The sequence below is a fragment of the Luteimonas colneyensis genome (assembly GCF_014836665.1).
In the GTDB taxonomy this organism is placed as follows: Bacteria; Pseudomonadota; Gammaproteobacteria; order Xanthomonadales; family Xanthomonadaceae; genus Luteimonas; species Luteimonas colneyensis.
In genome coordinates, this window is record NZ_JACSQJ010000001.1 from 111,824 (window position 1) to 136,624 (window position 24,801).

Annotated in this window: 20 protein-coding genes; 12 read left to right on the forward strand and 8 right to left on the reverse strand. The window is 69.6% G+C overall.

The features are described 5' to 3' along the window. Positions 1-8: 8 nt before the first annotated feature. Together H9645_RS00495 and H9645_RS00500 are read left to right on the forward strand one after the other, a co-directional pair. Positions 9-3,488: an efflux RND transporter permease subunit gene (locus H9645_RS00495; protein WP_225217944.1), complete on the forward strand. Its 3,480-nt coding sequence runs from the start codon at positions 9-11 to the stop codon at positions 3,486-3,488. Continuing rightward, complete coding sequence (locus H9645_RS00500; protein WP_191727790.1) at positions 3,485-6,571, forward strand: efflux RND transporter permease subunit; 3,087 nt, start codon at positions 3,485-3,487, stop codon at positions 6,569-6,571. Before H9645_RS00495 ends, H9645_RS00500 begins: the two co-directional genes overlap by 4 nt. Before the next feature lie 170 nt (positions 6,572-6,741). Here H9645_RS00500 and H9645_RS00505 read toward each other — a convergent pair whose 3' ends face one another. The 5 genes from H9645_RS00505 to ykgO form a co-directional block, all read right to left on the reverse strand. Then, a complete protein-coding gene (locus H9645_RS00505) occupies positions 6,742-8,037 on the reverse strand; it encodes a TraB/GumN family protein (protein WP_191727791.1) in 1,296 nt (431 codons plus the stop codon). Positions 8,038-8,068: 31 nt separating this feature from the next. Continuing rightward, positions 8,069-8,953, reverse strand: coding sequence for a carbon-nitrogen hydrolase (locus H9645_RS00510; RefSeq protein WP_191727792.1), 885 nt, complete (start codon positions 8,951-8,953; stop codon positions 8,069-8,071). 62 nt (positions 8,954-9,015) lie between these two features. Continuing rightward, a complete protein-coding gene (locus H9645_RS00515) occupies positions 9,016-10,047 on the reverse strand; it encodes an agmatine deiminase family protein (RefSeq protein ID WP_191727793.1) in 1,032 nt (343 codons plus the stop codon). Between the two features lie 4 nt (positions 10,048-10,051). Continuing rightward, positions 10,052-10,375 (reverse strand): hypothetical protein, encoded by a 324-nt coding sequence (locus H9645_RS00520; protein WP_191727794.1) that lies wholly within the window; start codon positions 10,373-10,375, stop codon positions 10,052-10,054. Positions 10,376-10,582: 207 nt separating this feature from the next. Beyond that, complete coding sequence (gene ykgO, locus H9645_RS00525) at positions 10,583-10,708, reverse strand: type B 50S ribosomal protein L36 (RefSeq protein ID WP_005409283.1); 126 nt, start codon at positions 10,706-10,708, stop codon at positions 10,583-10,585. 129 nt (positions 10,709-10,837) lie between these two features. Here ykgO and cmk point away from each other — a divergent pair, with 129 nt between their 5' ends. The 10 genes from cmk (at position 10,838) to H9645_RS00575 (ending at position 20,427) form a co-directional block, all read left to right on the forward strand. Beyond that, positions 10,838-11,521, forward strand: a complete 684-nt coding sequence (cmk, locus tag H9645_RS00530) for a (d)CMP kinase (protein ID WP_191727795.1) — start codon at positions 10,838-10,840, stop codon at positions 11,519-11,521. Positions 11,522-11,686: 165 nt separating this feature from the next. Then, a complete protein-coding gene (gene rpsA / locus H9645_RS00535) occupies positions 11,687-13,375 on the forward strand; it encodes a 30S ribosomal protein S1 (protein WP_191727796.1) in 1,689 nt (562 codons plus the stop codon). Between the two features lie 45 nt (positions 13,376-13,420). Next, a complete protein-coding gene (locus H9645_RS00540; RefSeq protein WP_263598369.1) occupies positions 13,421-13,747 on the forward strand; it encodes an integration host factor subunit beta in 327 nt (108 codons plus the stop codon). Positions 13,748-13,802: 55 nt separating this feature from the next. Beyond that, a complete protein-coding gene (locus tag H9645_RS00545) occupies positions 13,803-14,051 on the forward strand; it encodes a lipopolysaccharide assembly protein LapA domain-containing protein (protein WP_191727797.1) in 249 nt (82 codons plus the stop codon). Further along, positions 14,051-15,229: a lipopolysaccharide assembly protein LapB gene (gene lapB / locus H9645_RS00550; RefSeq protein ID WP_191727798.1), complete on the forward strand. Its 1,179-nt coding sequence runs from the start codon at positions 14,051-14,053 to the stop codon at positions 15,227-15,229. Before H9645_RS00545 ends, lapB begins: the two co-directional genes overlap by 1 nt. Further along, positions 15,169-16,293, forward strand: a complete 1,125-nt coding sequence (locus H9645_RS00555; RefSeq protein ID WP_318240487.1) for an MraY family glycosyltransferase — start codon at positions 15,169-15,171, stop codon at positions 16,291-16,293. The genes lapB and H9645_RS00555 overlap by 61 nt, the downstream gene beginning before the upstream one ends. Next, a complete protein-coding gene (locus tag H9645_RS00560; protein ID WP_191727800.1) occupies positions 16,277-18,187 on the forward strand; it encodes a polysaccharide biosynthesis protein in 1,911 nt (636 codons plus the stop codon). The genes H9645_RS00555 and H9645_RS00560 overlap by 17 nt, the downstream gene beginning before the upstream one ends. Next, entirely contained in the window at positions 18,184-19,080 is an 897-nt protein-coding gene (gene galU, locus H9645_RS00565) for a UTP--glucose-1-phosphate uridylyltransferase GalU (RefSeq protein ID WP_191727801.1), read from the forward strand. The genes H9645_RS00560 and galU overlap by 4 nt, the downstream gene beginning before the upstream one ends. A gap of 118 nt (positions 19,081-19,198) precedes the next feature. Next, complete coding sequence (locus H9645_RS00570; RefSeq protein ID WP_191727802.1) at positions 19,199-19,714, forward strand: hypothetical protein; 516 nt, start codon at positions 19,199-19,201, stop codon at positions 19,712-19,714. A gap of 113 nt (positions 19,715-19,827) precedes the next feature. Then, complete coding sequence (locus H9645_RS00575; RefSeq protein WP_191727803.1) at positions 19,828-20,427, forward strand: hypothetical protein; 600 nt, start codon at positions 19,828-19,830, stop codon at positions 20,425-20,427. 77 nt (positions 20,428-20,504) lie between these two features. On the opposite strand, the gene H9645_RS00580 is transcribed toward H9645_RS00575, so the two are convergent. From H9645_RS00580 to H9645_RS00590, 3 genes are read right to left on the reverse strand one after another with little or no spacing between them, the layout of a single operon-like run. Beyond that, positions 20,505-21,710 carry an acetyl-CoA C-acyltransferase gene (locus tag H9645_RS00580; protein ID WP_191727804.1) on the reverse strand — a complete coding sequence of 402 codons (1,206 nt, stop codon included), beginning with the start codon at positions 21,708-21,710 and terminating at the stop codon, positions 20,505-20,507. 28 nt (positions 21,711-21,738) lie between these two features. Beyond that, a complete protein-coding gene (locus H9645_RS00585) occupies positions 21,739-24,111 on the reverse strand; it encodes a 3-hydroxyacyl-CoA dehydrogenase/enoyl-CoA hydratase family protein (RefSeq protein ID WP_191727805.1) in 2,373 nt (790 codons plus the stop codon). A gap of 29 nt (positions 24,112-24,140) precedes the next feature. Beyond that, positions 24,141-24,758: a TetR/AcrR family transcriptional regulator gene (locus tag H9645_RS00590; RefSeq protein ID WP_191727806.1), complete on the reverse strand. Its 618-nt coding sequence runs from the start codon at positions 24,756-24,758 to the stop codon at positions 24,141-24,143. Positions 24,759-24,801: the final 43 nt, after the last annotated feature.

Genomic DNA, 24,801 nt, shown 5'->3' on the forward strand with positions numbered 1-24,801 from the left:
GGACGGGGATGCACCAGGACGACAGCGGCGTCGACGGCACCGTGCGCGCCGATGGCCTGGTCGGGTTTTCGGTGCGGCGACGGGTGACGGTGGCGATGGTGACGGTCAGCATGCTGCTGTTCGGCCTGATCGCGCTGGGCAACCTCAAGGTCAACCTGCTGCCGGACATCAGCTATCCGACGCTGACCGTGCGCACCGAGTACACCGGCGCGGCGCCGCAGGAGATCGAGACCCTCGTCAGCGAGCCCGTGGAAGAGGCGCTGGGCGTGGTCAAGGGCGTGCGCAAGCTGCGCTCGGTGTCGCGGACCGGGCAGAGCGACGTCGTGCTCGAATTCGCCTGGGGCACCGACATGGACCAGGCCAGCCTGGAGGTGCGCGACAAGCTCGACACGCTGGCGCTGCCGCTGGAAGTCGAGCCGCCGGTGCTGCTGCGCTTCAATCCTTCCACCGAGCCGATCCTGCGCCTCGCCCTGAGCGCGGACGAGGGCGAGGGCGACGCCGCGCGCCAGCTCACCCTCCTGCGCCGCTATGCCGACGACGACCTGAAGAAGAAGCTGGAGCCGGTGAGCGGCGTCGCCGCGATCAAGGTCGGCGGCGGCCTCGAGGACGAAATCCAGGTCGAGCTCGACCTGCAGGCGCTCGCGCGCATCGGCCTCGCGCCGGAGGCCGTCGTGCAGCGCCTGCGCGAGGAGAACATCAACCTGTCCGGCGGGCGCCTGGAGCAGGGCACCCAGCGCTACCTGGTGCGCACGATCAACCAGTTCGAAACCGTCGACGAGATCCGCGGGATGCTGGTCGCGACCCAGACCGGCGGCAGCGGCAGTGGCGGTGCCGACGAGGTCGCGCGCATCGCCGCGGCCTCGGGCGACGCCACGGTCATGGCCGCGGCGATGTCGGCGCAGAGCGCCGCCGCCTCGTCCAACCGGGCCGTGGCCGATGGCCGCGCGGTGCGCCTTGGCGACGTCGCCGAAGTGCGCAAGGGCTGGAAGGAGCGCGAGGCGATCATCCGCCTCGACGGCCGCGAGGCCGTGGAGCTGGCGATCTACAAGGAAGGCGACGCCAACACCGTGGCCACCGCGGCCGCGGTCGAGGAGCGGCTGCAGCGGATCCGCAAGGAGCTGCCGCCTGGCGTGCGCCTGGACGTGGTCGACGACCAGGCGCGCTTCATCCGCGCCGCGATTTCCGACGTGCGCACCGACGCGGTGTTCGGCGGCACGCTGGCGATCCTGGTGATCTTCCTGTTCCTGCGCAGCGGCTGGAGCACCTTCGTGGTCGGCATCTCGCTGCCGGTCTCGATCATCACCACGTTCTTTTTCATGGACCAGCTGGGGCTGAGCCTCAACGTCATGTCGCTGGGCGGCCTGGCGCTGGCGACGGGCCTGGTGGTCGACGATTCGATCGTGGTGCTGGAAAGCATCGCCAAGGCGCGCGAGCGCGGACTGGGCATCATCGATGCCGCCATCGCCGGCACCCGGGAGGTGGGCATGGCCGTGGTGGCGTCCACGCTGACGATCATCGCGGTGTTCCTGCCGCTGGTCTTCGTCGAGGGCATCGCCGGGCAGCTGTTCCGCGACCAGGCGCTGACCATCGCGCTGGCGGTGGGCATCTCGCTGGTGGTGGCGATGACGCTGATCCCGATGCTGAGCGGGCTGAAGTCGCCGGCGCCGATGGCGTTCCCGGAAGAAGCGCCGCATCCGCAGTGGCGGCCGGCATCACGCTGGCAGCGCCCGTTCGCGGCCGTCGCGCGCTGGATCGGCGCGGCCGTGCGCGGCGTGGCCTTCGGCATCTCCTGGCTGGTGGTGCGCGTCGGCAGGCTGCTGTCGACGGCGGTCGGCAAGCCGATGGGCATGGCCAGCCGCATCGCGATGGCGCCCTACGACCGTGCCGAGCGCGGCTACCTGCGCCTGCTGCCCGGCGCGCTGGCGCGTCCGCGCCTCGTGCTGTGCGTGGCCGCGGCGGCCTTCGTGCTGAGCATGGCGATCGTGCCAACGCTCGGTACCGACCTGATCCCGCAGCTCGCCCAGGACCGCTTCGAGATGACGATGCGGCTGCCGCCCGGCACGCCGCTGCGCGAGACCGACGCGATGATGCGCCGCGTGCAGCAGGCACATGCCGGTGACGAGGGCGTGTCCGTGCTGTTCGGCGTCAGCGGCACCGGCACCCGCCTGGATGCGAACCCGACCGACAGCGGCGAGAACATCGGCAAGCTCTCGGTGGTGATGGAAGGCGGCGGCAGCGAAGAGGTGGAGGCACGCCTTACCGAAGGCCTGCGGGCGACGATGCAGGGCCAGGCCGGCGTCCAGGTCGACTTCAGCCGGCCGGCGCTCTTCAGTTTTTCCAGCCCGCTGGAGATCGAGCTGCGCGGGCATGACCTCGACGCGCTGGCCGCGGCCGGCGGCCGCCTGGCGGAACTGCTGCGGAAAAGCCCGCACTACGCCGACGTCAAGTCGACCGTGGAGCAGGGCGCGCCCGAGATCCGCATCGTCTTCGACCAGGAGCGGGCCGGCGCGATGGGCCTGACCACGCGCCAGGTCGCCGATGCCGTGGTGAACTCGGTGCGCGGCGAAGTGGCGACGCGCTACGACTTCCGCGACCGCAAGATCGACGTGCTGGTGCGCGCCCGCGAATCCGAGCGCGACTCGGTGCAGGCGATCCGCGACCTGATCGTGAACCCGGGCGCGGCGCGGCCGGTGCGGCTGGCGACCGTAGCCGAGGTGGTCGCGACCACCGGGCCGAGCGAAATCCACCGCGCCGACCTCGGGCGCGTGGCGGTGGTCTCGGCCAACCTGCGCGACATCGACCTGGGCGCCGCGGTGCAGGACGTCGAGGCCCTGGTGGCCGCCAATCCGCTGGGCGCCGGCATCGGCATGCATATCGGCGGACAGGGCGAGGAGCTCGCGGAGTCCATGTCCTCGCTGCTGTTCGCCTTCGGCCTGGCGATCTTCATGGTCTACCTGGTGATGGCCTCGCAGTTCGAGTCGCTGCTGCACCCGTTCGTGATCCTGTTCACCATCCCGCTGGCGATGGTGGGCGCGGTGCTCGGCCTGCTGCTGACCGGCAACACGATCTCGGTGGTGGTCTTCATCGGCCTGATCCTGATGGTCGGCCTGGTGGTGAAGAACGCGATCATCCTGATCGACAAGGTCAACCAGCTCCGCGAGGCCGGGACGCCGAAGCGCGAGGCGCTGGTGGAGGGCGCGCGTTCGCGCCTGCGCCCGATCGTGATGACCACGCTGTCGACCCTGTTCGGCTTCATGCCGCTGGCGCTGGCCCTGGGCGAGGGCGCAGAGGTGCGCTCGCCGATGGCGATCACGGTGATCGGCGGCCTGCTGGTGTCGACCCTGCTGACGCTGCTGGTCATCCCGGTGGTGTACGACCTGCTCGACCGCCGCGGCGACGCCTGGTACCTCGAGCGCGGCCGCCGTGCGCGCATCGCGGCCGGCGACGAAGGCGACGACGATCATGGCCGGGAGGGGCTGCCGGCATGACCGTCGCGGAATTCAGCCTGCGGCGGCCGGTCACCACGGTGATGCTGTTCGTGTCCCTGGTGGTGGTCGGCCTGATCGCGGCCTTCCGGCTGCCGCTGGAGGCGCTGCCCGACGTGTCGGCGCCGTTCCTGTTCGTGCAGCTGCCCTACGAGGGCTCGTCGCCGGAGGAGGTCGAGCGCAACCTGCTGCGTCCCGCAGAGGAGGCGCTGGCGACGATGACCGGCATCAAGCGCATGCGCGGACAGGCGGACGCCAACGGCGCCGGCATCTTCCTCGAGTTCCGCGACTGGAACCGGGACATCGCGATCACCGCGTCCGAGGCCCGCGAGCGGCTGGATGCGATCCGCGACGACCTGCCCGACGACTTCCGCCGCTACTTCGTCTTCAAGTGGTCGAGCGGCGACCAGGCGATCCTGCGCGTGCGCCTGGCGGGCGACGTCGACCTGTCGGCGTCGTACGACCTGCTCGACCGGCTGCTGAAGCGCCGGATCGAGCGCGTGCCCGGCGTGGCCCGCGTCGAGATCAACGGCGCGCCGGCCAACGAGGTCGAGATCGCGATCGACCCGGACCGGCTCAACGCGCACGGCGTCGCCCTGAACACGCTCGCCGAGCGCCTTCGGACCGTCAACTTCTCGGTGTCCGCGGGCATGCTCGAGGACGGCGGCGTGCGTCTGCGCGTGCAGCCGCAGGGCGAGATCGCGTCCCTCGACCAGCTGCGTGGACTGGTCATCGACACCAGCGGGCTGCGCCTGGGCGACATCGCCGAGGTGCGCCTGAAGCCCGCGCGCATCGACTTCGCCCGCCGTCTGGACGGGCGCCAGGCCGTCGGCCTGGAAGTGTTCAAGGAGCGCGACGCCAACCTGGTCGAGGTCTCGCGCGCGGCGATGGCCGAGCTGGACGCCGCCGGCCGCGAGCCCGGCCTGGAAGGCATCGAGTTCAAGGTGATGCACGACATGGGCAAGGAGGTCACCGGCTCGCTCATCGAACTCGCGGAGGCCGGCGCGGTCGGCCTGCTGCTCTCGATCGCGGTGCTGTTCTTCTTCCTGCGCCACTGGCCGTCGACGCTGATGGTGACGCTGGCGATCCCGATCTGTTTCATCATGACGCTGGGCTTCATGCACTTCTTCGGCGTGACGCTCAACGTGCTGAGCCTGATGGGCCTGCTGCTGGCCGTCGGCATGCTGGTCGACAACGCCGTGGTGGTGGTGGAGAGCATCTACCAGGAGCGCGAGCGCGACCCCGGCAATCCGGTGCGGGCGTCGCTGGCGGGCACGAAGCACGTGGCGATCGCGCTGTCGGCGGGGACGCTGTGCCACTGCATCGTGTTCCTGCCCAACCTGCTGGGCGAGGTCAACGACATCAGCATCTTCATGGCGCAGATCGCGATCACGATCTCGGTGTCGCTGCTGGCCTCCTGGCTGGTCGCGGTCAGCCTGATCCCGATGCTGTCGGCGCGCATGCGCACGCCGCCGGCGCTGGTGGAGAAGGGCGGGGTGATCCGGCGCCTGCAGGACCGCTACGCGCGCCTGCTGCGCTGGACCCTGGCGCACCGCGGCTGGAGCGTGGCCGGCATCGTGCTGGTGGTCGCGCTGAGCCTGGTGCCGATCAAGGGCACCACCTTCGACATGTTCGGTGGCGGCGAGCAGGGCGAGATCCAGCTCTATTACAAGTGGAACGGCGGCTACACGCTGCCGCAGATGTCCGAGGAGGTCGCGCGGGTCGAGGCCTTCCTCGACGGCAACCGCGAGCGCTTCCGCATCACCCAGGTGTACTCGTACTTCAGCGAGGGCAACGATGCCGGCACCATGATCACTTTCGAGGAGGGCATCGCCGACCTGAGCCCGCTGTCGGAGGCGATCAGCAAGGGCCTGCCGAAGTCGGCGCGCGCGGAGATCGGCGTGTCCGGGCCCGGCGGGCAGGGCGGCGGTGGCGCTGGCGGCATGGGCCAGAACGTCAGCGTGCAGCTGGTCGGCGACAGCGCCCCGGTGCTGCGCGAGCTGGCCGCGGAACTGGTGCCGATGCTGGAGGCGCGCCCCGAACTGCGCGACGTGCGCATCGACGGCGGCACCAGCACCGACGAGCTGGCGGTGCGCGTCGACCGCGAGCGCGCGGCGGCGTTCGGCTTCAGCGCCCAGCAGGTGTCGTCGTTCGTGTCGATGGCGCTGCGCGGCACCCAGCTGCGCGAGTACCGGCGCGACGATACCGAGGTGCCGGTCTGGGTGCGTTTCAGCGGTGCGCAGGAGTACGGCCCGGGCGACATCGCCGGCTTCATGGTGCGTTCGCCGGACGGACGCCAGGTGCCGCTGTCGGCGATGGTCGACCTGCAGGTGACGCCCTCGGCCACCCAGATCACGCGCCACGATCGCCAGACCGCGCTGGGCATCCAGGCCAACCTCGAGGGCGAGGCGACCATGGAGGAGGCGCGCAAGGCGATGGAGGGCGTGCTCGGCGCGGTGTCGCTGCCGCCGGGCTACGGCCATTCGTTCTCGGGCAGTGGCTTCGAGGAAAGCCAGCAGGCGATGAACCAGATGCTGTTCAACTTCGTGCTGGCGTTGGTGATGATCTACGTGGTGATGGCCGCGGTGTTCGAGTCGCTGCTGTTCCCCTCGGCGATCATGAGCTGCGTGCTGTTCTCGATCCTGGGCGTGTTCTGGCTGTTCTGGCTCACCGGCACCTCGTTCACGATCATGGCCTTCATCGGCATCCTGGTGCTGATGGGCGTGGTGGTGAACAACGGCATCGTGATGGTGGAGCACATCAACAACCTGCGCCGGCGCGGCCTGTCGCGCACCGACGCGCTGGTGGAAGGCAGTCGCGAGCGCCTGCGCCCGATCCTGATGACCATGGGCACGGCGATCCTGGCGATGGTGCCGATCTCGCTGAGCGAAACGGTGGTGCTGGGCGGCCTGGCCTATTCGCCGATGGCGCGCGCGGTGGCCGGCGGGCTGGCGTTCTCGACCGGCGTGAGCCTGCTGTTCCTGCCCACGATCTACGCGATTCTCGACGACCTTGCCAACGGCACCGCGCGCCTGCTCAGGCGGGCGCGCGGGCGTGGCGGAGAGGGGGCCGCCGCGATGGCCTGATTGCCGTGTTGGCCGTGGCAGTCAGGGGGCGTGGGTCGCAGCTGTAGCTGCTCCTACAGTTATTGCGTGCGTGCGTGCGTGCGGATGGGCGTGCGTGGCGTGGGGTCTGGGGCGTGGCGTGCGGGTATGCCGTGCGGTAGGAGCAGCTACAGCTGCGACCCGGCCCGCCCTCAACCGAAGAGCGTGCCCAGAATCCTCAGCCCGCCGGTCCACACGCCGATCGCGGTGCCGAGGCTGGTGAGGAAGAAGTTCAGCAGCACGCGCGCGACGCGGTTGCGCCACCAGCCGCGCGCGCTGTTGACGTCCTCGCGTAGGGCCATGAAGTCGGCATAGGTCGGCTTGCGCAGCATGGCCTCGACCACGGCGCTGACCGTGCCCGAGGCGAGCGCGGGGTGCAGCGGGGTCAGCGGCGACGCGATGAAGGCCGACAGGATGCTCAGCGGATGCCCGCCGGCGATCGCGCAGCCCAGGGCGCCGAGGATGCCGGTGACCAGCACCCACTGCAGCACGAGATCCGCGCCGACGTCGACGCCGCCCTGCCAGAAGCCCCAGGCGAATCCACCGATGACCACGGTGCCGATGACGAGCTCCATCCAGGGCACGCGTGACTTCGGCTTCACCTGCTCCAGCGATTCGAGCACCTCGGCCGGTGGCGTGGTGTCATCGCGCAGGTGGGCGGCCAGGCCCTTGAGGTGGCCCGCGCCCACCACCGCCAGCACCTCGCGCGCGCCGGCCGGAGCCTCGCGCAGTCGCGCGGCCATGTAGCGGTCGCGCTCGGCGATGATGGTCTCGTAGAGCTCCGGCGTCTCGCCCGCGAACTCGCTGAAGCTGGACTCCAGCACGTCGCCCTGCTTGAGCCGCTCGATCTCGTCCTCGCCGACCTCGTCGCTCGAGAGCAGGCCCATCAGCAGGCTCGCGCTGACCTTCGCGCGTCCCCACCAGCCCAAGCGCTGCATCGCGCGCCTGAAGGTCAGGCCGACGTTGCGGTCGATGAGCTGCAGGGGCAGGCCACGCGCGCCGGCATCGGCGGCGGCGGCCTTCAGTTCAGCGCCCGGTTCGACGCCCATCTGCTCGGCCAGGCGGCGCTGGTAGGCCGCCAGCGCCAGGTTGGCGGCGAACAGCGGCGTCTTGCCCTCGCGCAGCACCTTGACCAGGTCCATGCGCCCGAGCGCCTCGGGATCGATCATGGCCTGCAGGCGCTGTTCGTCCAGTTCGACCGCGACGGTGTCGTACGCGCCGGTGGCGATGGCGGCGCGCACCGCATCCACGCTCGCGCGCGAGACATGCGCGGTGCCGAGCAGGGTGTAGCGCACGCCGTCGCGTTCGACGATGGCGTGCGGCTGGGCGGTCAGGTCGAACGCCGGGCCGGCAGCGTTGGCGGATGCGTCGCGGTGCAGGCCCGCAGGATCCGTGGCGGGGAGGGCGGTCACGGGGTCCGCGTCGGGCCCTGCGGGAGTCTCGGTCATGGCAATCCGGAGTCGTGCGCCCGCGGGCGCTTCAGTCGCGGTAGCGGCGCAGCAGGTCGCCGTAGGCGTCGATGCGGCGGTCGCGCAGGAAGGGCCAGATGCGGCGCACGTGCTCGCTGCGGCCGAGGTCGACCTCGCAGGCGAGGATGGTGGCGTCGCCGCCGGCCTCGGCGATGAACTCGCCCTGCGGCCCGAGCACGTGGCTGTTGCCCCAGAAGTCGATGCCGGAGGCGCCGATCGGCGAGGCTTCGTGGCCGACGCGGTTGCAGCTGAGGACCGGCAGGCCGTTGGCGACCGCGTGGCCGCGATGGCTCAGGATCCAGGCGTCGCGCTGGCGGTTCTTCTCGGCCTGGTCGTCGTCCGGGTCCCAGCCGATGGCGGTGGGGTAGAGCAGCAGCTCGGCGCCGGCCAGCGCCATCAGGCGAGCGGCTTCCGGATACCACTGGTCCCAGCACACCAGCACGCCCAGGCGGCCGACCGAAGTGTCGATGGGCTCGAAGCCGAGGTCGCCCGGGGTGAAGTAGAACTTCTCGTAGAAGCCCGGGTCGTCGGGGATGTGCATCTTGCGGTACTTGCCGGCCGTGCTGCCGTCGGCATCGAAGACCACCGCGGTGTTGTGGTACAGGCCGGTGGCGCGCTTCTCGAACAGCGAGCTGACCAGGACCACGCCGTGCCGCTTCGCGAGCGCGCCGAGGCGTTCGGTGCTGGGGCCGGGGATGGTCTCGGCGAGGTCGAACTCGTCCACGCACTCGTGCTGGCAGAAATAGGGGCCGTTGTGCAGTTCCTGCAGCAGCACCAGCTTCGCGCCCTGGCGCGCGGCCTCGGCGACGCGACCCTCGATCACTTCGAGGTTGTCCGCGGCGCTGCCGTGGTTGCGCTCCTGGACGAGCGCGACGGGAAGGGTCTTCCTGGTCATGTTGGGGCCCCTGTGGCGGCGGTGCATGCGAGCCGGCCATTGTAGGCCGGCCATGCTGTCCCTCAGGTGAGGCCGGCGGGCAGCTGCATCGAGATGCAGTGCAGGCTGCCGTTCTGCCAGATCAGGGCGCGGCAGGGCACCTGCACGATCTCGCGGCCCGGATGCGCCTCGGCAAGCACGGCGGCGGCCGCGTCGTCGGCCGGGTCGCCGTAGGCGGGCATCAGCACCGCGCCGTTGATGACCAGGTAGTTGGCGTAGCTGGCGGCCAGCCGCCGGCCTTCGTCGAGGATCGGCTTCGGCCACGGCAGCGGGAACAGCCGGTAGGGCCTGCCGTCGCTCGTGCGCAGCGCGGCGATGTCGGCGGCCATCGCCGAGAGTTCGGCATGATGCGGGTCGGCCGGGTCGTCGCAGGCCTGGAACACGATGGCGTCGTCCGGCGCGAACCGGGCCAGCGTGTCGACGTGGGCGTCGGTGTCGTCGCCTTCCAGATAGCCGTGGTCGAGCCAGAGCACGCGGTCCTGGCGCAGCCAGCCACGCAGGCGCTGGTCGAGCTGTTCGCGGCTGGCGTCGGGATGGCGCTCGTGCAGGCAGCGCCAGGTGGTCAGCAGGCTGCCCGCGCCATCGGTTTCGATGGCTCCGCCTTCCAGAGCAAAATCAATCGATTGCACGGAACTGTTGCGGAAGATTCCAGCTTTGTGGAGGCGCTGCACCAGGCGGTCGTCCTCGCTTGCCTCGAACTTCCCGCCCCAGCCGGTGAAGCGGAAATCGAGCAGCTCGAAGCCCTCTGCCCCCGTGAGCGAGATCGGCCCGGTGTCACGCAGCCAGGTGTCGTCGTAGGGCAGAGTGATGAACCCGACCCGCGCCATGTCGATGCGGTTCGAGGCCAGGCGCGCACGCGCATAGGCCTCGACGTCATCGTCGGCCACGCACACCAGCACCGGCTGGAAGCGGGTGATCGCCGCGACGTGGGCGATGTAGGTCTCCTCGACCTCGCCCAAGCGCTCGGCCCAGTCGGTGCCGGCGTGCGGCCATGCGAGCAGGATCGCGGACTGGGGCTCCCACTCCGCGGGGAAACGCAGGGTCTGGCTGGTCATCTGCTCAGCGGATCGGCGGCTTCGGACCGGTCTCGCCGGGCGTGGCCTGGTTGGCGACCGCGTCGATCACGCGGCTGTTCTCGAAGTACACGGTGAACGCGGGGTAGACCCAGCGGTGGATCGTGGGCCACTGGCGCTTCTGGCCGCCACGCGGATCCATGCGTTCGGCCGGTGCGCCGAAGCGGGCCTCGACCTGCGACATGCTCGTGCCGCGCGCGGGCATGGCCACGGTTTCGTGCTGGACGCGCTCGATGAGCAGGGTATCGGCGCTGGCGGCGCCGGACGCGGCGATCAGGGCGGCGGTGGTCAGTGCAATGGACAGGCGCATCTCATGTTCTCCCCGGTGGCTGCATCGCTTGCAGCCGCAGCGTTTTAACAGATCACGCCCTTGACGGTGCGTGCCTCGCCCGGAACCGGGCGCGCCGTCACGGGGCAGGCGGACGCCGGAAACGCGAAAGGCCGCATCGCTGCGGCCTTCCGGATGTCGCGCGCGGCTGCCGCATGCTCGTGCATGCGCCGCCGCCGGGCAGCCGGCTCAGCGCTGGCGGGCCTTGAAACGCGGGTTGGATTTGCAGATGACGAAGATCTTGCCACGGCGACGAACGACCTTGCAGTCGCGGTGACGGGCCTTCGCCGACTTCAGGGAGGACAGGACCTTCATGACGAACCTCTGAAAATGGTTGGGGCAAACAAGCCGGCAATTCTAGCTGGATCCGCGGGCCCGGATCAAGTACTTGCGCGGGGTGCGGCGCGGCACGGTCTAGAATATCCGCCCCCCACGGAGACCGCCATGCCCGAATCCAACATCCCGGTACTGACCATCGACGGCCCCTCGGGCTCCGGCAAGGGCACGATCAGTCGCGCCGTGGCCGCGCGGCTGGGCTGGCACTACCTGGATTCGGGCGCGCTCTACCGGGCGGTCGGGGTGGCCGCGGGCTGGGCGGACCTGGACCTGGACGATGCCGGCGCGCTGGTCCGCTGCGCCTTCGACACCGTCGTGGGCTTCCGCGACGACGCCGGGGGCGAGCCGCGTGTGCTCGTCAACGGCCATGACGCCACCGACGAGCTGCGCACCGAGACCGCCGGCGCCGCGGCCTCCGCCATCGCCGCCATCCCGGAGGTGCGCTCCGCGCTCAAGGAGCGCCAGCGCGCCTTCCGCCAGGCCCCGGGCCTGGTCGCGGACGGCCGCGACATGGGCACCGTGATCTTCCCGGACGCCGGGTGGAAGGTCTTCCTCACCGCGAGTGCCGAGGAGCGCGCCGAAAGGCGTTATAAGCAGTTGAAGGACAAGGGGGTTTCCGTTACATTGGACGGTCTGCTGCGGGAGATTCTGGCCCGCGACGCGCGCGATGCCAGCCGCGCGGTGGCACCGCTCCGCCCGGCCGAAGACGCCGTGCGGATCGACACCACCGGCCAGGGCATCGAGGCGGTCGTCGAACGCGTCCTGGCCCTGGTGCCCGGGCGCGCGGGCTGAAGCCCCGCCGCAGACAGCCCCGCGTGGCAGCCGCCGCGCGGATTCCTCGTTTCCAACCAGCACTCACGGCAAGGCGCAATCCCGCGCACGCCGACAACGGGTGGACCGGCTGCAAGCGCCATGCGTGCGCCGTCCGGTCTGTTTCATCAACAGAGTAACTTTCCAATGACCGAATCATTCGCAGAACTGTTCGAAGCCAGCCAGGCGAACCTCGCCAAGCTGAAGCCCGGCGCGATCGTCACCGGCACCGTGGTCCAGGTGCGCACCGACGTCGTCGTCATCAACGCCGGCCTCAAGTCCGAAGGCATCGTTCCGATCGAACAGTTCCGTAACGACGCCGGCGAGATCGACGTCGCCGAGGGCGACGTCGTCAAGGTCGCGCTCGACTCCCTCGAGAACGGCTTCGGCGAGACCGTGCTGTCGCGCGAGAAGGCCAAGCGCGCCATGGTGTGGGACGAGCTCGAGGAAGCCCTCGAGAAGAACGAGACCGTCACCGGCCGCATCAGCGGCAAGGTCAAGGGCGGCTTCACCGTCGACATCAAGGACGTCCGCGCGTTCCTGCCCGGCTCGTTGGTCGACGTGCGCCCGGTCCGCGACCCGGTGTACCTCGAGGGCAAGGAGCTGGAGTTCAAGCTCATCAAGCTCGACCGCAAGCGCAACAACGTGGTCGTCTCCCGCCGCGCGGTGGTCGAGAGCGAGCACTCGGAAGAGCGCGAGCAGCTGATGGAGAAGCTGGTCGAGGGCGCCGTGCTGAAGGGCGTGGTCAAGAACCTCACCGACTACGGCGCGTTCGTCGACCTCGGCGGCATCGACGGCCTGCTGCACATCACCGACATGGCCTGGAAGCGCGTGCGCCATCCGTCCGAGGTGGTGGAAGTGGGCCAGGAGCTCGACGTCCGCGTGCTCAAGTACGACCGCGAGCGCAACCGCGTCAGCCTCGGCCTCAAGCAGCTGGGCGAGGATCCGTGGGACAACATCGCCCGCCGCTACCCGTCCAACACCCGCGTGTTCGGCAAGGTCTCCAACGTCACCGACTACGGCGCGTTCGTCGAGATCGAGCCGGGCGTCGAGGGCCTGGTGCACGTGTCCGAGATGGACTGGACCAACAAGAACGTCAACCCGGCCAAGGTGGTGCAGGTCGGCGACGAGCTCGAGGTCATGGTGCTGGACGTGGACGAAGAGCGTCGCCGCATCTCGCTGGGCATCAAGCAGGTCACGTCCAACCCGTGGGAGACCTTCGCGGCCATCCACAAGAAGGGCGACAAGGTCGAGGGCCAGATCAAGTCGATCACCGACTTCGGCATCTTCATCGGCCTGGACGGCGGCATCGACGGCCTGATCCACCTGTCCGACATGAGCTGGAACACCAGCGGCGAGGACGTGGCCCGCGAGCTGAAGAAGGGTGACACCCTCGAGGCCGTGGTGCTGGCGGTGGACCCGGAGCGCGAGCGCATCAGCCTCGGCGTCAAGCAGCTCGAGCAGGATCCGTTCGGCCAGTTCATGGCCAACCACCCGCGCGGCTCCAAGGTCACCGGCACCGTCAAGGAAGTCGACGCCAAGGGCGCCGTGATCGAAGTGGCCGATGGCGTGGAAGGCTACGTGGCCGCCCGCGACATCGCCGACGAGCGCGTCGACGACGCCAGCCAGCACCTGAAGGTCGGTGACTCGATCGAAGCCAAGTTCATCGGCATGGATCGCAAGGGCCGCAGCCTGCAGCTGTCGATCAAGGCGAAGGACGAGGCCGAGGTGGCCGAGACCCTGGCCGAGTACAACCGCGCGGCGGCGGAAGCCTCCAGCGGCACCACCAAGCTGGGCGCGCTGCTGCGCGAGCAGCTGGACAGCAAGTCCGAGTAATACCGCAGCATCCGGCGGGGGGGGGGGCGGGGGCCCGCCGTTGGCTTGTACAGGGTCGCCAGGGGGCACATGACCAAGTCCGAACTCATCGAGATCCTCGCCCAGCGCCAGGGGCACCTGAAGGCCGACGACGTCGACCTCGCGGTGAAGTCTCTGCTGGAGATGATGGGTGGCGCGCTGGCCAACGGCGAGCGCATCGAAGTCCGCGGTTTCGGCAGTTTCTCCCTGCATTACCGTCCGCCCCGCACGGGCCGCAACCCCAAGACCGGCGAGGCCGTCGCGCTGCCGGGCAAGCACGTTCCCCATTTCAAGCCGGGCAAGGAGCTGCGCGAACGCGTTAGCGAGGTCATGCCCCTTCCGGCCGAAGACTGACGTCGCCGCCATCCGCGGCTGACTGCGTGGCCCGGGCCGGCTAAGCTAGCCGCCCATGCGCCCGATCCGCATCCTCATCGGCATGCTGTGCCTGGCCACAGGCGTCGCGGTCGGTGCACTCAATCCACAGGTGGTCGAACTCGACCTCGGCTTGGCCGTGTTCCATCCGACGCTCGGCCTCGCGCTGCTTGCCACGCTGCTGTTGGGCGCGCTAGCCGGCGGACTGGCGACGATGGCGTCGATCGTGCTGCCGCTGCGCCGGCGCGCCCGGACGCCCACCCCCAACGCATTGGACGCCGACTGATGGCTTTCGTCACCGAGTGGTTCTGGTTCTTCCTGCTGCTGCCGATCGCGGCGCTCTCGGGCTGGGTGATCGGCCGCCGCGGCGGCGAGCGCCACAGCGACAGCCAGGTCAGCAAGCTGTCCACCACCTATTTCCGCGGCCTCAACTACCTGCTCAGCGAGGAGCCGGACAAGGCCATCGAGCTGTTCCTGCACATCGCCGAACTCGACAAGGACACCTTCGAGACCCAGATCGCGCTCGGGCACCTGTTCCGCCGCCGCGGCGAAGTCGACCGCGCGATCCGCCTGCACCAGGGCCTGGTCCAGCGTCCGGACCTCAGCGATCCGCAGAAGGTGCAGGCCCTGCTGGCGCTGGGCGAGGACTACATGCGTTCGGGCCTGCTCGACCGTGCCGAGACCGTGTTCACCGAGCTCGCCGCGCTCGACCAGCGTGCGCCGCAGGCGCTCAGGCACCTGATCGGCATCTACCAGGCCGAGCGCGACTGGCCCAAGGCAATCGAGAACGCGACCCGCTACGAAGAAGTGACCGGCGAACCCATGGGCAAGCTGATTGGCCAGTTCGAGTGCGAGCTCGCCGAGCGCCTGCGCGCCGCCGGTGACCGCGAGGGTGCGCAGGCGGCGGTGGCGCGCGCCTATGCCGCGGACTCCAGTTCGGTGCGCGCCGGCATGCTCGAGGGCCGTCTGGAGCTGGACGCCGGCAACGACGCCGCGGCGATCCGCGCTTATGAGCGCGCCGCCCGGCACGACCCCGACTTCCTTCCGGAAATCCTGCCGCCGCTGCGCTTGGCCTACGACCGCGTCGGCGACCTGCCCGGCGCGCGCGCCTTCCTCACCGAGATGAGCGAGCACTACCGCGGGGTGGCGCCGGTGCTGGCGCTGACGCATCTGGTCGAAGCGGAGGAGGGCGTGCCCGCGGCACGCCGTTTCCTCGCCCAGCAGCTCAAGGACCGGCCCTCGGTGCGCGGCGAGGCAGCGCTGATCGAGCTCACCCTGGCCGAAGGCGGGAACGAGGCGGCCACCCTGCAGGAACTCCGGCACATCACCGACCAGCTGCTGGTGCGCAATCCTGCGTACCGCTGCAACCGCTGCGGGTTCGGCGCGCGCAGCCACCATTGGCAGTGCCCGTCCTGCAAGGAGTGGGGCAGCATCAAGCCGCTGCTCAACTACGCCGTGGTCTGAGAGGAGTGGATCGCCTGGACTGGATCCACGCGCTGCCATGGCTGGCCGCAGCGGCGGCCCTCGGCGCCGCCGGAGCCTGGCTGGCACGCGCGCACGCGCTGCGCCACGGGCTGCTCGACCTGCCCGGGGAGCGGCGCAGCCACCAGGTCCCCACGCCGCGTGGCGGGGGCATCGGCATCGCCGTGGCCTGGGTCCTGGCCTGCGTGCTGTCCGGGGGGGCGGGCTGGATGCCGCGGGAACTGGCCCTGGCGGCGGGCTGCGGCAGCCTGCTGGTGGCGGTGGCGGGTTACATCGACGACCACCGCCCGCTGTCGGCCTGGTGGCGGCTGCTCGCGCACGTCGTGGCCGGCCTGGTGCTCGCCGCGGGTGTGTCCTTCGCCGGCGGAGCGGCGTGGCTGGCGCTGCTGGCCTTCGTGGCCGTGCCGGTCATGGTCAACGTCTGGAACTTCATGGATGGCATCGACGGGATCGCGACCAGCCAGGCCGCGCTGGCCGCGCTGGGGATCGCCGCGCTGGGCATCGCGTCGCATGGGGAGGAAGGGGTGCGGGCGGCGCTTCCCGCGCTGCTGCTGTCCGCCGCCTGCCTCGGGTTCCTGCCGTCCAACTTCCCGAGGGCGCGGATCTTCCTGGGCGACGTCGGCAGCGGAACCCTCGGTATCGCGCTGGCGGTCCTGGTGGTCCTGCTGCTGTCCGATGCGGCGCCGGGGCAGGGAGCGGGGCTGCTCGTCCTCGCGTGCCTGCCGCTCTCGGCCTTCCTGATTGACGCGACCTTGACGCTCGGCTGGCGCATCGTCAGTCGCGAACAGTGGTGGACGGCCCACGTCGGCCATGCCTACCAGCGCCTGGCGAGGCGCACGGGTTCGCATGTTCCGGTGGCATTCGCGTACGCCGGATGGACGGCCGTCGCCGTTCTGGCGGCGCTCGCTGCCTCAGGGAGCGGCTTCATCGTTAAACTGGCGGTCTGTGCGGGCTTCATTGCCGCTGGAATCCTGGTATGGCGCGCCTCCACCGGTACGGATGCACGAACGCATGAGGAGACGCCCGACGATGACCAGCCTGAGTGACCGGATCCGGAACGGCCTGCCGCGGCTGTCGGTGGTCGCGCACGACCTGGCCATGGTCTGGCTCACCTGGGCCGGTCTCAACCATTTCCGCCAGTCGGCCATCGACCAGGTCGCTGCCGCGCCGCTGCTGTCGCCGGAGATGCTGCTGATCCTGATCGTTCAGGGCCTCATCTTCTGGCAGGTCGGCCTTTATCGCGGCGTGTGGCGGTTCGCGAGCATCCCCGACCTGGTCAACATCGTGAAGGCGAGCCTGTTCGGCCTGCTGGCGATCCTGCCGCTGCTGTTCTTCGTCTTCGACCGCGCGGGCCAGGTGCCGCGCACGGTCATGCTGGCCTATCCGGTCGTGCTGTCGGCGCTGCTGGGCATGCCACGACTGCTGTACCGCGCATGGAAGGACCACGGCAACGAGCGCACCGACAAGGCGGCGCTGCGGGTGCTGATCCTCGGCGCGGGGCAGGCGGGCGAGGCGCTGGTGCGCGACCTGCGCCGCGTGGGAGCCTATCAGCCCGTGGGCTTTCTCGACGACGCGGCGAGGCTCCGCGGAAGCCACGTGCAGGGACTTCCGGTGCTGGGCAGGATCGACGACGTGGGCCAGATCGCGCCGGAGACCGCTGCGCGCCTGCTGGTGATCGCGATGCCGTCGCTGGACGCGACCGCCATGCGCCGGGTGGTTGCCGCCTGCGAACGAACGGGCCTGCCGTTCCGCACCGTTCCGCGGCTCAACGACCTGCTCGAGGGGCGGTCGCTGCCGGGTGAGCTGAAGGAAGTCGCGATCGAGGACCTGCTCGGCCGAAAGCCGGTCACGCCGGACTGGAAGGCCATCCGCGGCTGGCTCGGAGGCCGCAGCGTGCTGGTCACCGGCGCTGGTGGCTCGATCGGAGCCGAACTCTGCCGTCAGTGCGCGCGCCACGGCGCCCGCCAGATCACGCTGATCGAGATCGACGAACTGGCGCTGCTGACCGTTCAGAACGAGCTGCGCCGGGACTTCCCCCAGATCGAGTGCCTGCCCGTGCTGGGCGACTGCGGCGATCCGGCGGTGATCCGCCACGCACTGTCGCTGTCGCAGCCGGAGGCGGTCTTCCACGCCGCCGCGTACAAGCAGGTGCCGGTGCTGGAATCGCAGCTCCGCGAAGCCGTGCGCAACAACGTGCTGGCCACGGCGACAGTGGCGCACGAGGCGCAGGCGGCCGGGGTCGGCACCTTCGTGCTGATTTCCACCGACAAGGCGGTGGACCCGGTCAACGTGCTGGGCGCCAGCAAGCGCCTGGCGGAAATGGTCTGCCAGGCGATGAACAGCCTTGACGGCACGCGCTTCGTGACGGTGCGCTTCGGCAACGTGCTCGACTCGGCCGGCAGCGTGGTGCCGCTGTTCCGTGCGCAGATCCGCAGCGGCGGGCCGGTGACGGTGACCGATCCGGAGGTCACGCGCTACTTCATGACCATCCCCGAGGCCTGCCAGCTGATCCTGCAGGCCGTGGCGATCGGGTCGAGGCAGGCGGTGTATACCCTCGACATGGGCGAGCCGGTGTCGATCCGCCTGCTGGCCGAGCAGATGATCACGCTCGCCGGCAAGCAGCCCGGCCGCGACATCGCGATCGTCTACACGGGCCTGCGTCCGGGCGAAAAGCTGCACGAGACGCTGTTCCACGCCGACGAGCGCTACCGGCCCACGGCGCATCCCAAGATCCTGCAGGCGGAAGCGCGCGTCGTGTCTTCGGAGCGGATCGGCCCGGCCATGTCGCGCCTGCGCGACGCGGTCGCCAGCTACGATCTCGAGGCCCTTGACCAGGCCCTGCGCGAGGCGGTTCCGGAGTTCGCGCCCCTGGTCCACGATGAAGAGCCCGCGGCCGCGACGGTGGTCGCCTTTCCCGCAAGGAACGCAAGACGCACATGACCCGACGCATCCGCAAGGCGGTTTTTCCCGTGGCCGGCCTCGGCACCCGGTTCCTCCCGGCCACCAAGACGGTTCCCAAGGAAATGTTGCCGATCGTCGATCGGCCCCTGATCCAGTATGCGGTCGACGAAGCGGTCGAGGCCGGATGCGACACCATGGTGTTCGTCACCAACCGCTACAAGCACGCGGTCGCGGACTACTTCGACAAGGCCTATGAGCTGGAGCAGAAGCTCGAGCGCGCCGGCAAGACGACGCAGTTGGAGCTGGTGCGCAACGTATTGCCAAAGGGCGTGCGCGCGGTGTTCGTCACGCAGGCCGAGGCCCTGGGGCTTGGGCATGCCGTGCTCTGCGCCAGGCCGGTGGTCGGCGACGAGCCCTTCGCGGTCATCCTCCCCGACGACCTGATCTGGAACCGCGGTCCGGGCGCGCTCGCCCAGATGGCCGACGTGGCCGAAGCCAGCGGATCGAGCGTCATCGCGACCCAGTCGGTGCCGGCGGAGCAGGTGTCCAGCTACGGGATCGTGGCGACGGATGAATTCAGCAACCGGCGCGGCCGGATCACGGCCATCGTGGAGAAGCCCAGGCCTGCCGACGCGCCCAGCGACCTGGCCGTGGTCGGGCGCTACGTGCTGTCACCGCGGATCTTCGACCTGCTGGAGGCCACCCGCCCGGGCGCGGGCGGCGAGATCCAGCTCACCGACGCCATTTCGGCCCTCCTGGCGGAGGAGAGCGTGCTGGCCTATCACTTCCAGGGCACCCGCTTCGACTGCGGGACGCATATCGGCCTCATCGAGGCCACCATCCGCCATGCGCTGGACCATGAAAAACTCAGCGAGGCCGCCCAGGGCTTCATGCGGGAGGCGCTGGTCGAGCTGGGGGTCGTCGACTCCTGATGACTGCGGGAAGCCGGGTGACATCTTGCGGAAGGCAGGGTTATATTCAAGCGGTCAGGAGTGGGGTGAGAGGCCTCATGATCGCTTGACAGCACATCAACCAGGGAGAGACCGCTTCATGAAGCTTGCAACAACCTTCGCGGGCCTGACGCTCGCCATTGCCGCCGCCTACAGTGCGCCGGCCATCTCGCAGACCATCCATGCGAATGCCGCACAGCCTGCTGCCCGGTGCCAGGGCGCACTGCCAAACTTCGAAGTCGGCCTGCGGAAGCGGCCGCTCGCCGTGCAGAACGTCGGCACCGCGCCGATGTTCGTGACCTGCGGCTTCGAGTTCGATGCCGGCGCGGCGATCGAAAACTCGGCCCTCCTGGTCGACACCTACTTCACCAACACGACCTCGGAGCCGGCCACCGTGACCTGCACCGCCGTTGGTGGCTGGGAAGGTGGTGATACCGAGAACATCAGCCTGAGCGTGGAGATCCCGGCGGGCGGTGGTGGCGAGGACGGCAACATCTTCGTCGCGGACACCGATTTCGAAACGGGTGCCATGGCGTCCGGCCTGGTGGCGTTCAGCTGCCGCCTGCCCGGCGGCGTCGGCATCAACGACACCTACGTGTACTGGGCGACCGAGTAAGCTTCGCCAGCACGAAGCGAGCAGAGGAGGGGTGCCGGGCAACCGGCACCCCTTTTTCCTGCGCGCGCGATCGCACACACTGCACCCTTTGCAGCAGCAGGCTCGACGCATTCATGAAACCAGGCAACAGGCTTCCCCTCATCGCCGCCGCCGCCATCGTCGTGGCGGTCGTGGCCGGTACGTTCTTCCTGCGGGGAGGGCGCACGCCCCCCGCAGCTGTTCCCGATGCCGTCGTGGCCACGCAGGATTCCGCGCCGTCGCCTGTGGTCGCCTCGCCGGCGGCCGCGCGCCCCGCGCCGGCAGGCGCGGGCAGGCCCGCCACCAACGAGGCCATGATCGAGCAGCTCGACCAGCGCGCGCGCAGGCGCGAAGAGCACCTGGCGCGGACCGCGGCGCTCAAGGAGCAATCCGCGCAGCGGTATGCCAGCGAGCAGGTGGATCCGGCCTGGGCGCCGGGGAAGATCACCGAGCTGAACGGCATCGCGGCCGACCCGGCTTTCGAGGTCGCCGGGGCGCAACCCAGCAACCTCAGCATCGACTGTCGCAGCAGCATGTGCCGCATCGACGGCCAGTTCGAAGACGCCGGCAAGGCCGAGGACTGGATCCTGCTCTACACCGCGAGCGTCGGGAGCGCGATGCCGAGCTCCGTCGTTTCGCGTATCCGCAATCCGGACGGCACGATGCGGGTCGAGATCTACGGCCGCGGCCGCTGACTGGTTCCGGCCTCCGCCGGATCCAACGTGCCGCTACGGAAGAAGGGACGCCAGGGGCGTCCCTTCTCCATCCAGGATCACAGGGATTCGAAGATCCCCGCAGCCCCCATGCCGGTGCCGATACACATCGTCACCATGCCGTACTTCTGCTTCCTGCGGCGCATGCCGTGGACGATGGTCGCCGTGCGCACCGCACCGGTGGCGCCCAGCGGGTGGCCCAGCGCGATCGCGCCGCCCAGCGGGTTGACCTTCGACGGATCCAGCTCCGAATCGCGGATGACGGCAAGCGCCTGCGCGGCGAAGGCCTCGTTGAGTTCGATCCAGTCGAGCTGGTCCTTCGTCAGGCCGCCCTGCTTCAGCGCCTTCGGAATCGCCGCGATCGGGCCGATGCCCATCACCTCGGGCCGCACGCCGGCGACCGAGAAGGACACGAAGCGGGCGAGGGGAATGAGGCCGTAATCCTTGATCGCCTGCTCGGAGGCCACCAGCACCGCGCCGGCGCCGTCGCTCATCTGCGAGGAGTTGCCGGCGGTGACGGAGCCGCCGAACTGGCCATTGCGAAACACCGGGCGCAGCTTCGCCAGGCCTTCAAGCGACGTGTCCGGGCGCGGGCCTTCGTCCTGCTCGACCAGCAGCTTCTTCACCCGCACGGCGTTGCCGCCGAGGTCGGGCATCCGGGCCACGATCTCCAGCGGGGAGATCTCGTCGCTGAATTCACCGGCCTTCTGCGCCGCCAGCGCCTTCCGGTGCGAGTCCAGCGCGAAGGCGTCCTGGTCCTCGCGCGAGACCTTCCATTCCTCGGCGACCTTCTCGGCGGTGATGCCCATGCCGTAGGCGATGGCCACGTGGTCGTCCTTGAACACGCTGGGCGACAGCGCGACCTTGTTGCCCATCATCGGCACCATGCTCATCGACTCGGTGCCGCCGGCCAGCACCAGGTCGGCGTTGCCCAGGCGCACCTGGTCCGCCGCAAGCGCCACGGCCTGCAGGCCCGAGGAGCAGAAGCGGTTGATGGTCTGTGCGGCCACGCTGTCGGGCAGGCCGGCCAGCAGCACGCCGATGCGCGCCACGTTCATGCCCTGCTCGCCCTCGGGCATCGCGCAGCCGATGATCGCGTCGTCGATGCGGTTGACGTCGATGCCCGGCGCCTGCGCGACCACGCTCTTCAGCACGTGCGCCAGCATGTCGTCGGGGCGGGTGTTGCGGAACACGCCCTTGGGCGCCTTGCCCACCGGGGTGCGGGTGGCGGCGACGATGTAGGCGTCCTGGATCTGCTTGCTCATGGTGTTTTGTCCTGTGTCGTCGATCGCGTCAGTTGCGCAGCGGCTTGCCGGTCTTGAGCATGTGCGCGATTCGCGCCTGGGTCTTTTCCTGCTGCGCCAGCTCCACGAAGTGCTGGCGCTCCAGGCGGAGCAGCCACTCCTCGTCGACCACTGCGTTGCGGTCGACCTCGCCGCCGCTGACCACGGTGGCGATGCGGGTGGCGATCTCGTAGTCGTACTCGCTGATGAAGCGGCCCTCGAGCATGTTCTCCAGCAGCATGCGGAAGGTCGCGATGCCGACGTCGCCGGCCACGCGCACGCGGCGGGCGGGCAGGGGCGGGCGGTAGCCGGTCTCGGCCAGGCCGCGGGCCTCCTGCTTGGCGATGTACAGAAGCTCGTGGGCGTGGAAGGCCACCTTGTCCTGCGCGCGCAGCAGGCCAAGCTCCTTGGCCTCCATCGCCGACGCCGACACCTTGGCCATGGCCACTGACTCGAACCAGCCCTTGAGCTCCGCGAACACGTCGCCGGTGGCACCGGCCGCGTCGGAGGCGCGTACGGCGAACTCCTTCAACCCGCCACCGGCCGGCAGCAGGCCGACGCCGGCTTCGACCAGGCCGATGTAGCTCTCCAGGTGCGCGACGGTGCGCGCCGAATGCATCTGGAACTCGCAGCCGCCGCCCAGGGCGAGGCCGCGCACCGCCGCCACCACCGGCACCAGCGAATACTTGATGCGCTGGCTGGTGGCCTGGAAGTTGGCGACCATCGCCTCGAAGGCATCGACCTTCCCGGCCTGCAGCAGGCCCAGCGCACCGGCCAGGTCGGCACCGGCGGAGAAGGGCTCCTTCGGCTGCCAGATCACCAGGCCGGCGAAATCGCGCTCGGCGCGCGCCACGGCTTCCTGCAGGCCGTCGAGCACCTGGTCGGAGACGGTATGCATCTTGGTCTTGAACGAGGCCACGGCGATGTCGTCGCCGTCGCTCCACATGCGGATGCCGTCGTTCTCGAACACGGTCTCGCCCTTGGCGAAGTTCTCGCCCAGCAGCGGATCGGGGAAACGCTGGCGCTTGTAGACCGGCAGGGCGGAGCGCGGCAGGCGGGCGTTCTTGCCCGGGCTGTAGCTGCCCTCGGCCGAATGCACGCCGTCGCGGCCGTCGAAGACCCAGTCGGGCAGCGGCGCGTCGCTCATGGCCTTGCCGGCCACGATGTCGTCGGCGATCCACTGCGCCACCTGCTTCCAGCCGGCGGCCTGCCAGGTCTCGAACGGGCCCAGGCTCCAGCCGTAGCCCCAGCGGATGGCCAGGTCCACGTCGCGCGCGGTCTCGGCGATGTCGGCCAGGTGGTAGGCGGAGTAGTGGAACAGGTCGCGGAACACGCCCCACAGGAACTTCGCCTGCGGGTGCTCGCTGGCGCGCAGGGCGGCGAACTTCGCCACCGGATCCTTCGTCTTCAGGATCTCGACGACTTCCGGCGCCGCCGTGCGGTCGGCGGGGCGGTAGTCCTGCGTCTCGAGGTCAAGGACCATGATGTCCTTGCCGACCTTGCGGAAGATGCCGGCGCCGGCCTTCTGGCCCAGCGCACCCTTTTCGACCAGCGCGGCCAGCCACTTCGGCGACTTGAAGTACTTGTGCCAGGGGTCGTCGGGCAGGGTGTCGGCCATGGTTCTGATGACGTGCCCCATGGTGTCGAGGCCCACCACGTCGGAGGTGCGATAGGTCGCAGACTTCGGGCGCCCGACCAGCGGGCCGGTCAGGGCATCGACCTCGTCGAAGCCCAGGCCGCTCTCCCGGGTGTGGTGGATGGTCGACAGGATCGAGAACACGCCGATCCGGTTGCCGATGAAGTTGGGAGTGTCGCGGGCATAGACCACGCCTTTGCCGAGCGTGCTGGTCAGGAAGGTCTCCAGGCCCTGCAGCACGGACTTTTCAGTGGTGCGCGCCGGGATCAGCTCGGCCAGGTGCATGTAGCGCGGCGGATTGAAGAAGTGCACGCCGCAGAAGCGCGGGCGCAGCTTCTCCGGCAGCGCCTCGGCCAGCTTGTTGATGCCCAGGCCCGAGGTGTTGCTGGCCAGCACGGCGTGGTCGGCCACGAAGGGCGCGATCTTTTCGTACAGGTCCTGCTTCCAGTCCATGCGCTCGGCGATCGCCTCGATGATCAGGTCGCAGTCCTTCAGGCGCTGCAGGCCGAGCTCGTAGTTCGCGGGCGTGATCGCCGCGGCCAGCGACTTCGAGGCCAGCGGCGCAGGGCTCAGCTTGCCGAGGTTGGCGATGGCCCGGGTGACGATGCCGTTGGGGTCGCCTTCCTTCGCGGGCAGGTCGAACAGCACGGTGTCAACGCCCGCGTTGGTGAGATGGGCGGCGATCTGCGCACCCATCACGCCGGCGCCGAGCACGGCGGCGCGACGCACAAGCAGTTTCTCAGACATGTTCGGCAACTCCTTGATTGGAATATCGTTCAACTCTTGATTCCGGCGGCCGCGAAGCGGATCAGCTCGTCCGCGGCGCGCTTGCGGTGGGCGATCTCACTGACCCCGGCGGGGCGCTTGATCAGCCCGAAATCGGACATGGCGTAGGTCAGCGCCCCGGACAGGAAGTCCAGGCGCCAGTACAGCTGCTCTTTTTCGAGCCCCGGCACGCACTGCGCGATCGCGCGGGCGAACTCGCGCAGCACATGGCCATACTGCTCCGACAGGAACTGGCGCAGCCCGTCATTCTTCTCCGCATAGGCGCGCGCGATCACGCGGATGAACGCGGCGCCGCCCTGGCGGTCGCGGGCCACGGCCAGGGCGGGCTCGACGAAGGCGGCCAGCACCGCTTCGAGTTCCCCCGGGCGGTCCTTCGATGCCTGCTCCAGCTGGCCGAGGCGCTGCCGGCTCATCTCGTCCATGCGACGGCGGAACACCTCGTTGATGAGGTTTTCCTTGCTGCCGAAGTGGTAGTTCACCGCGGCGATGTTGACGTCGGCCCGGCTGGTGACCTGGCGCAGCGAGGTGCCCATGAAACCATGCTGGGCGAACAGCTCCTCGGCGGCGCCGAGGATGCGGTCCTTGGTGGAGAACTGGGTGCTTGCCATGGCGTGCAGGGGACCTGGCTGAATCAAACGTTTGTTTGGATAC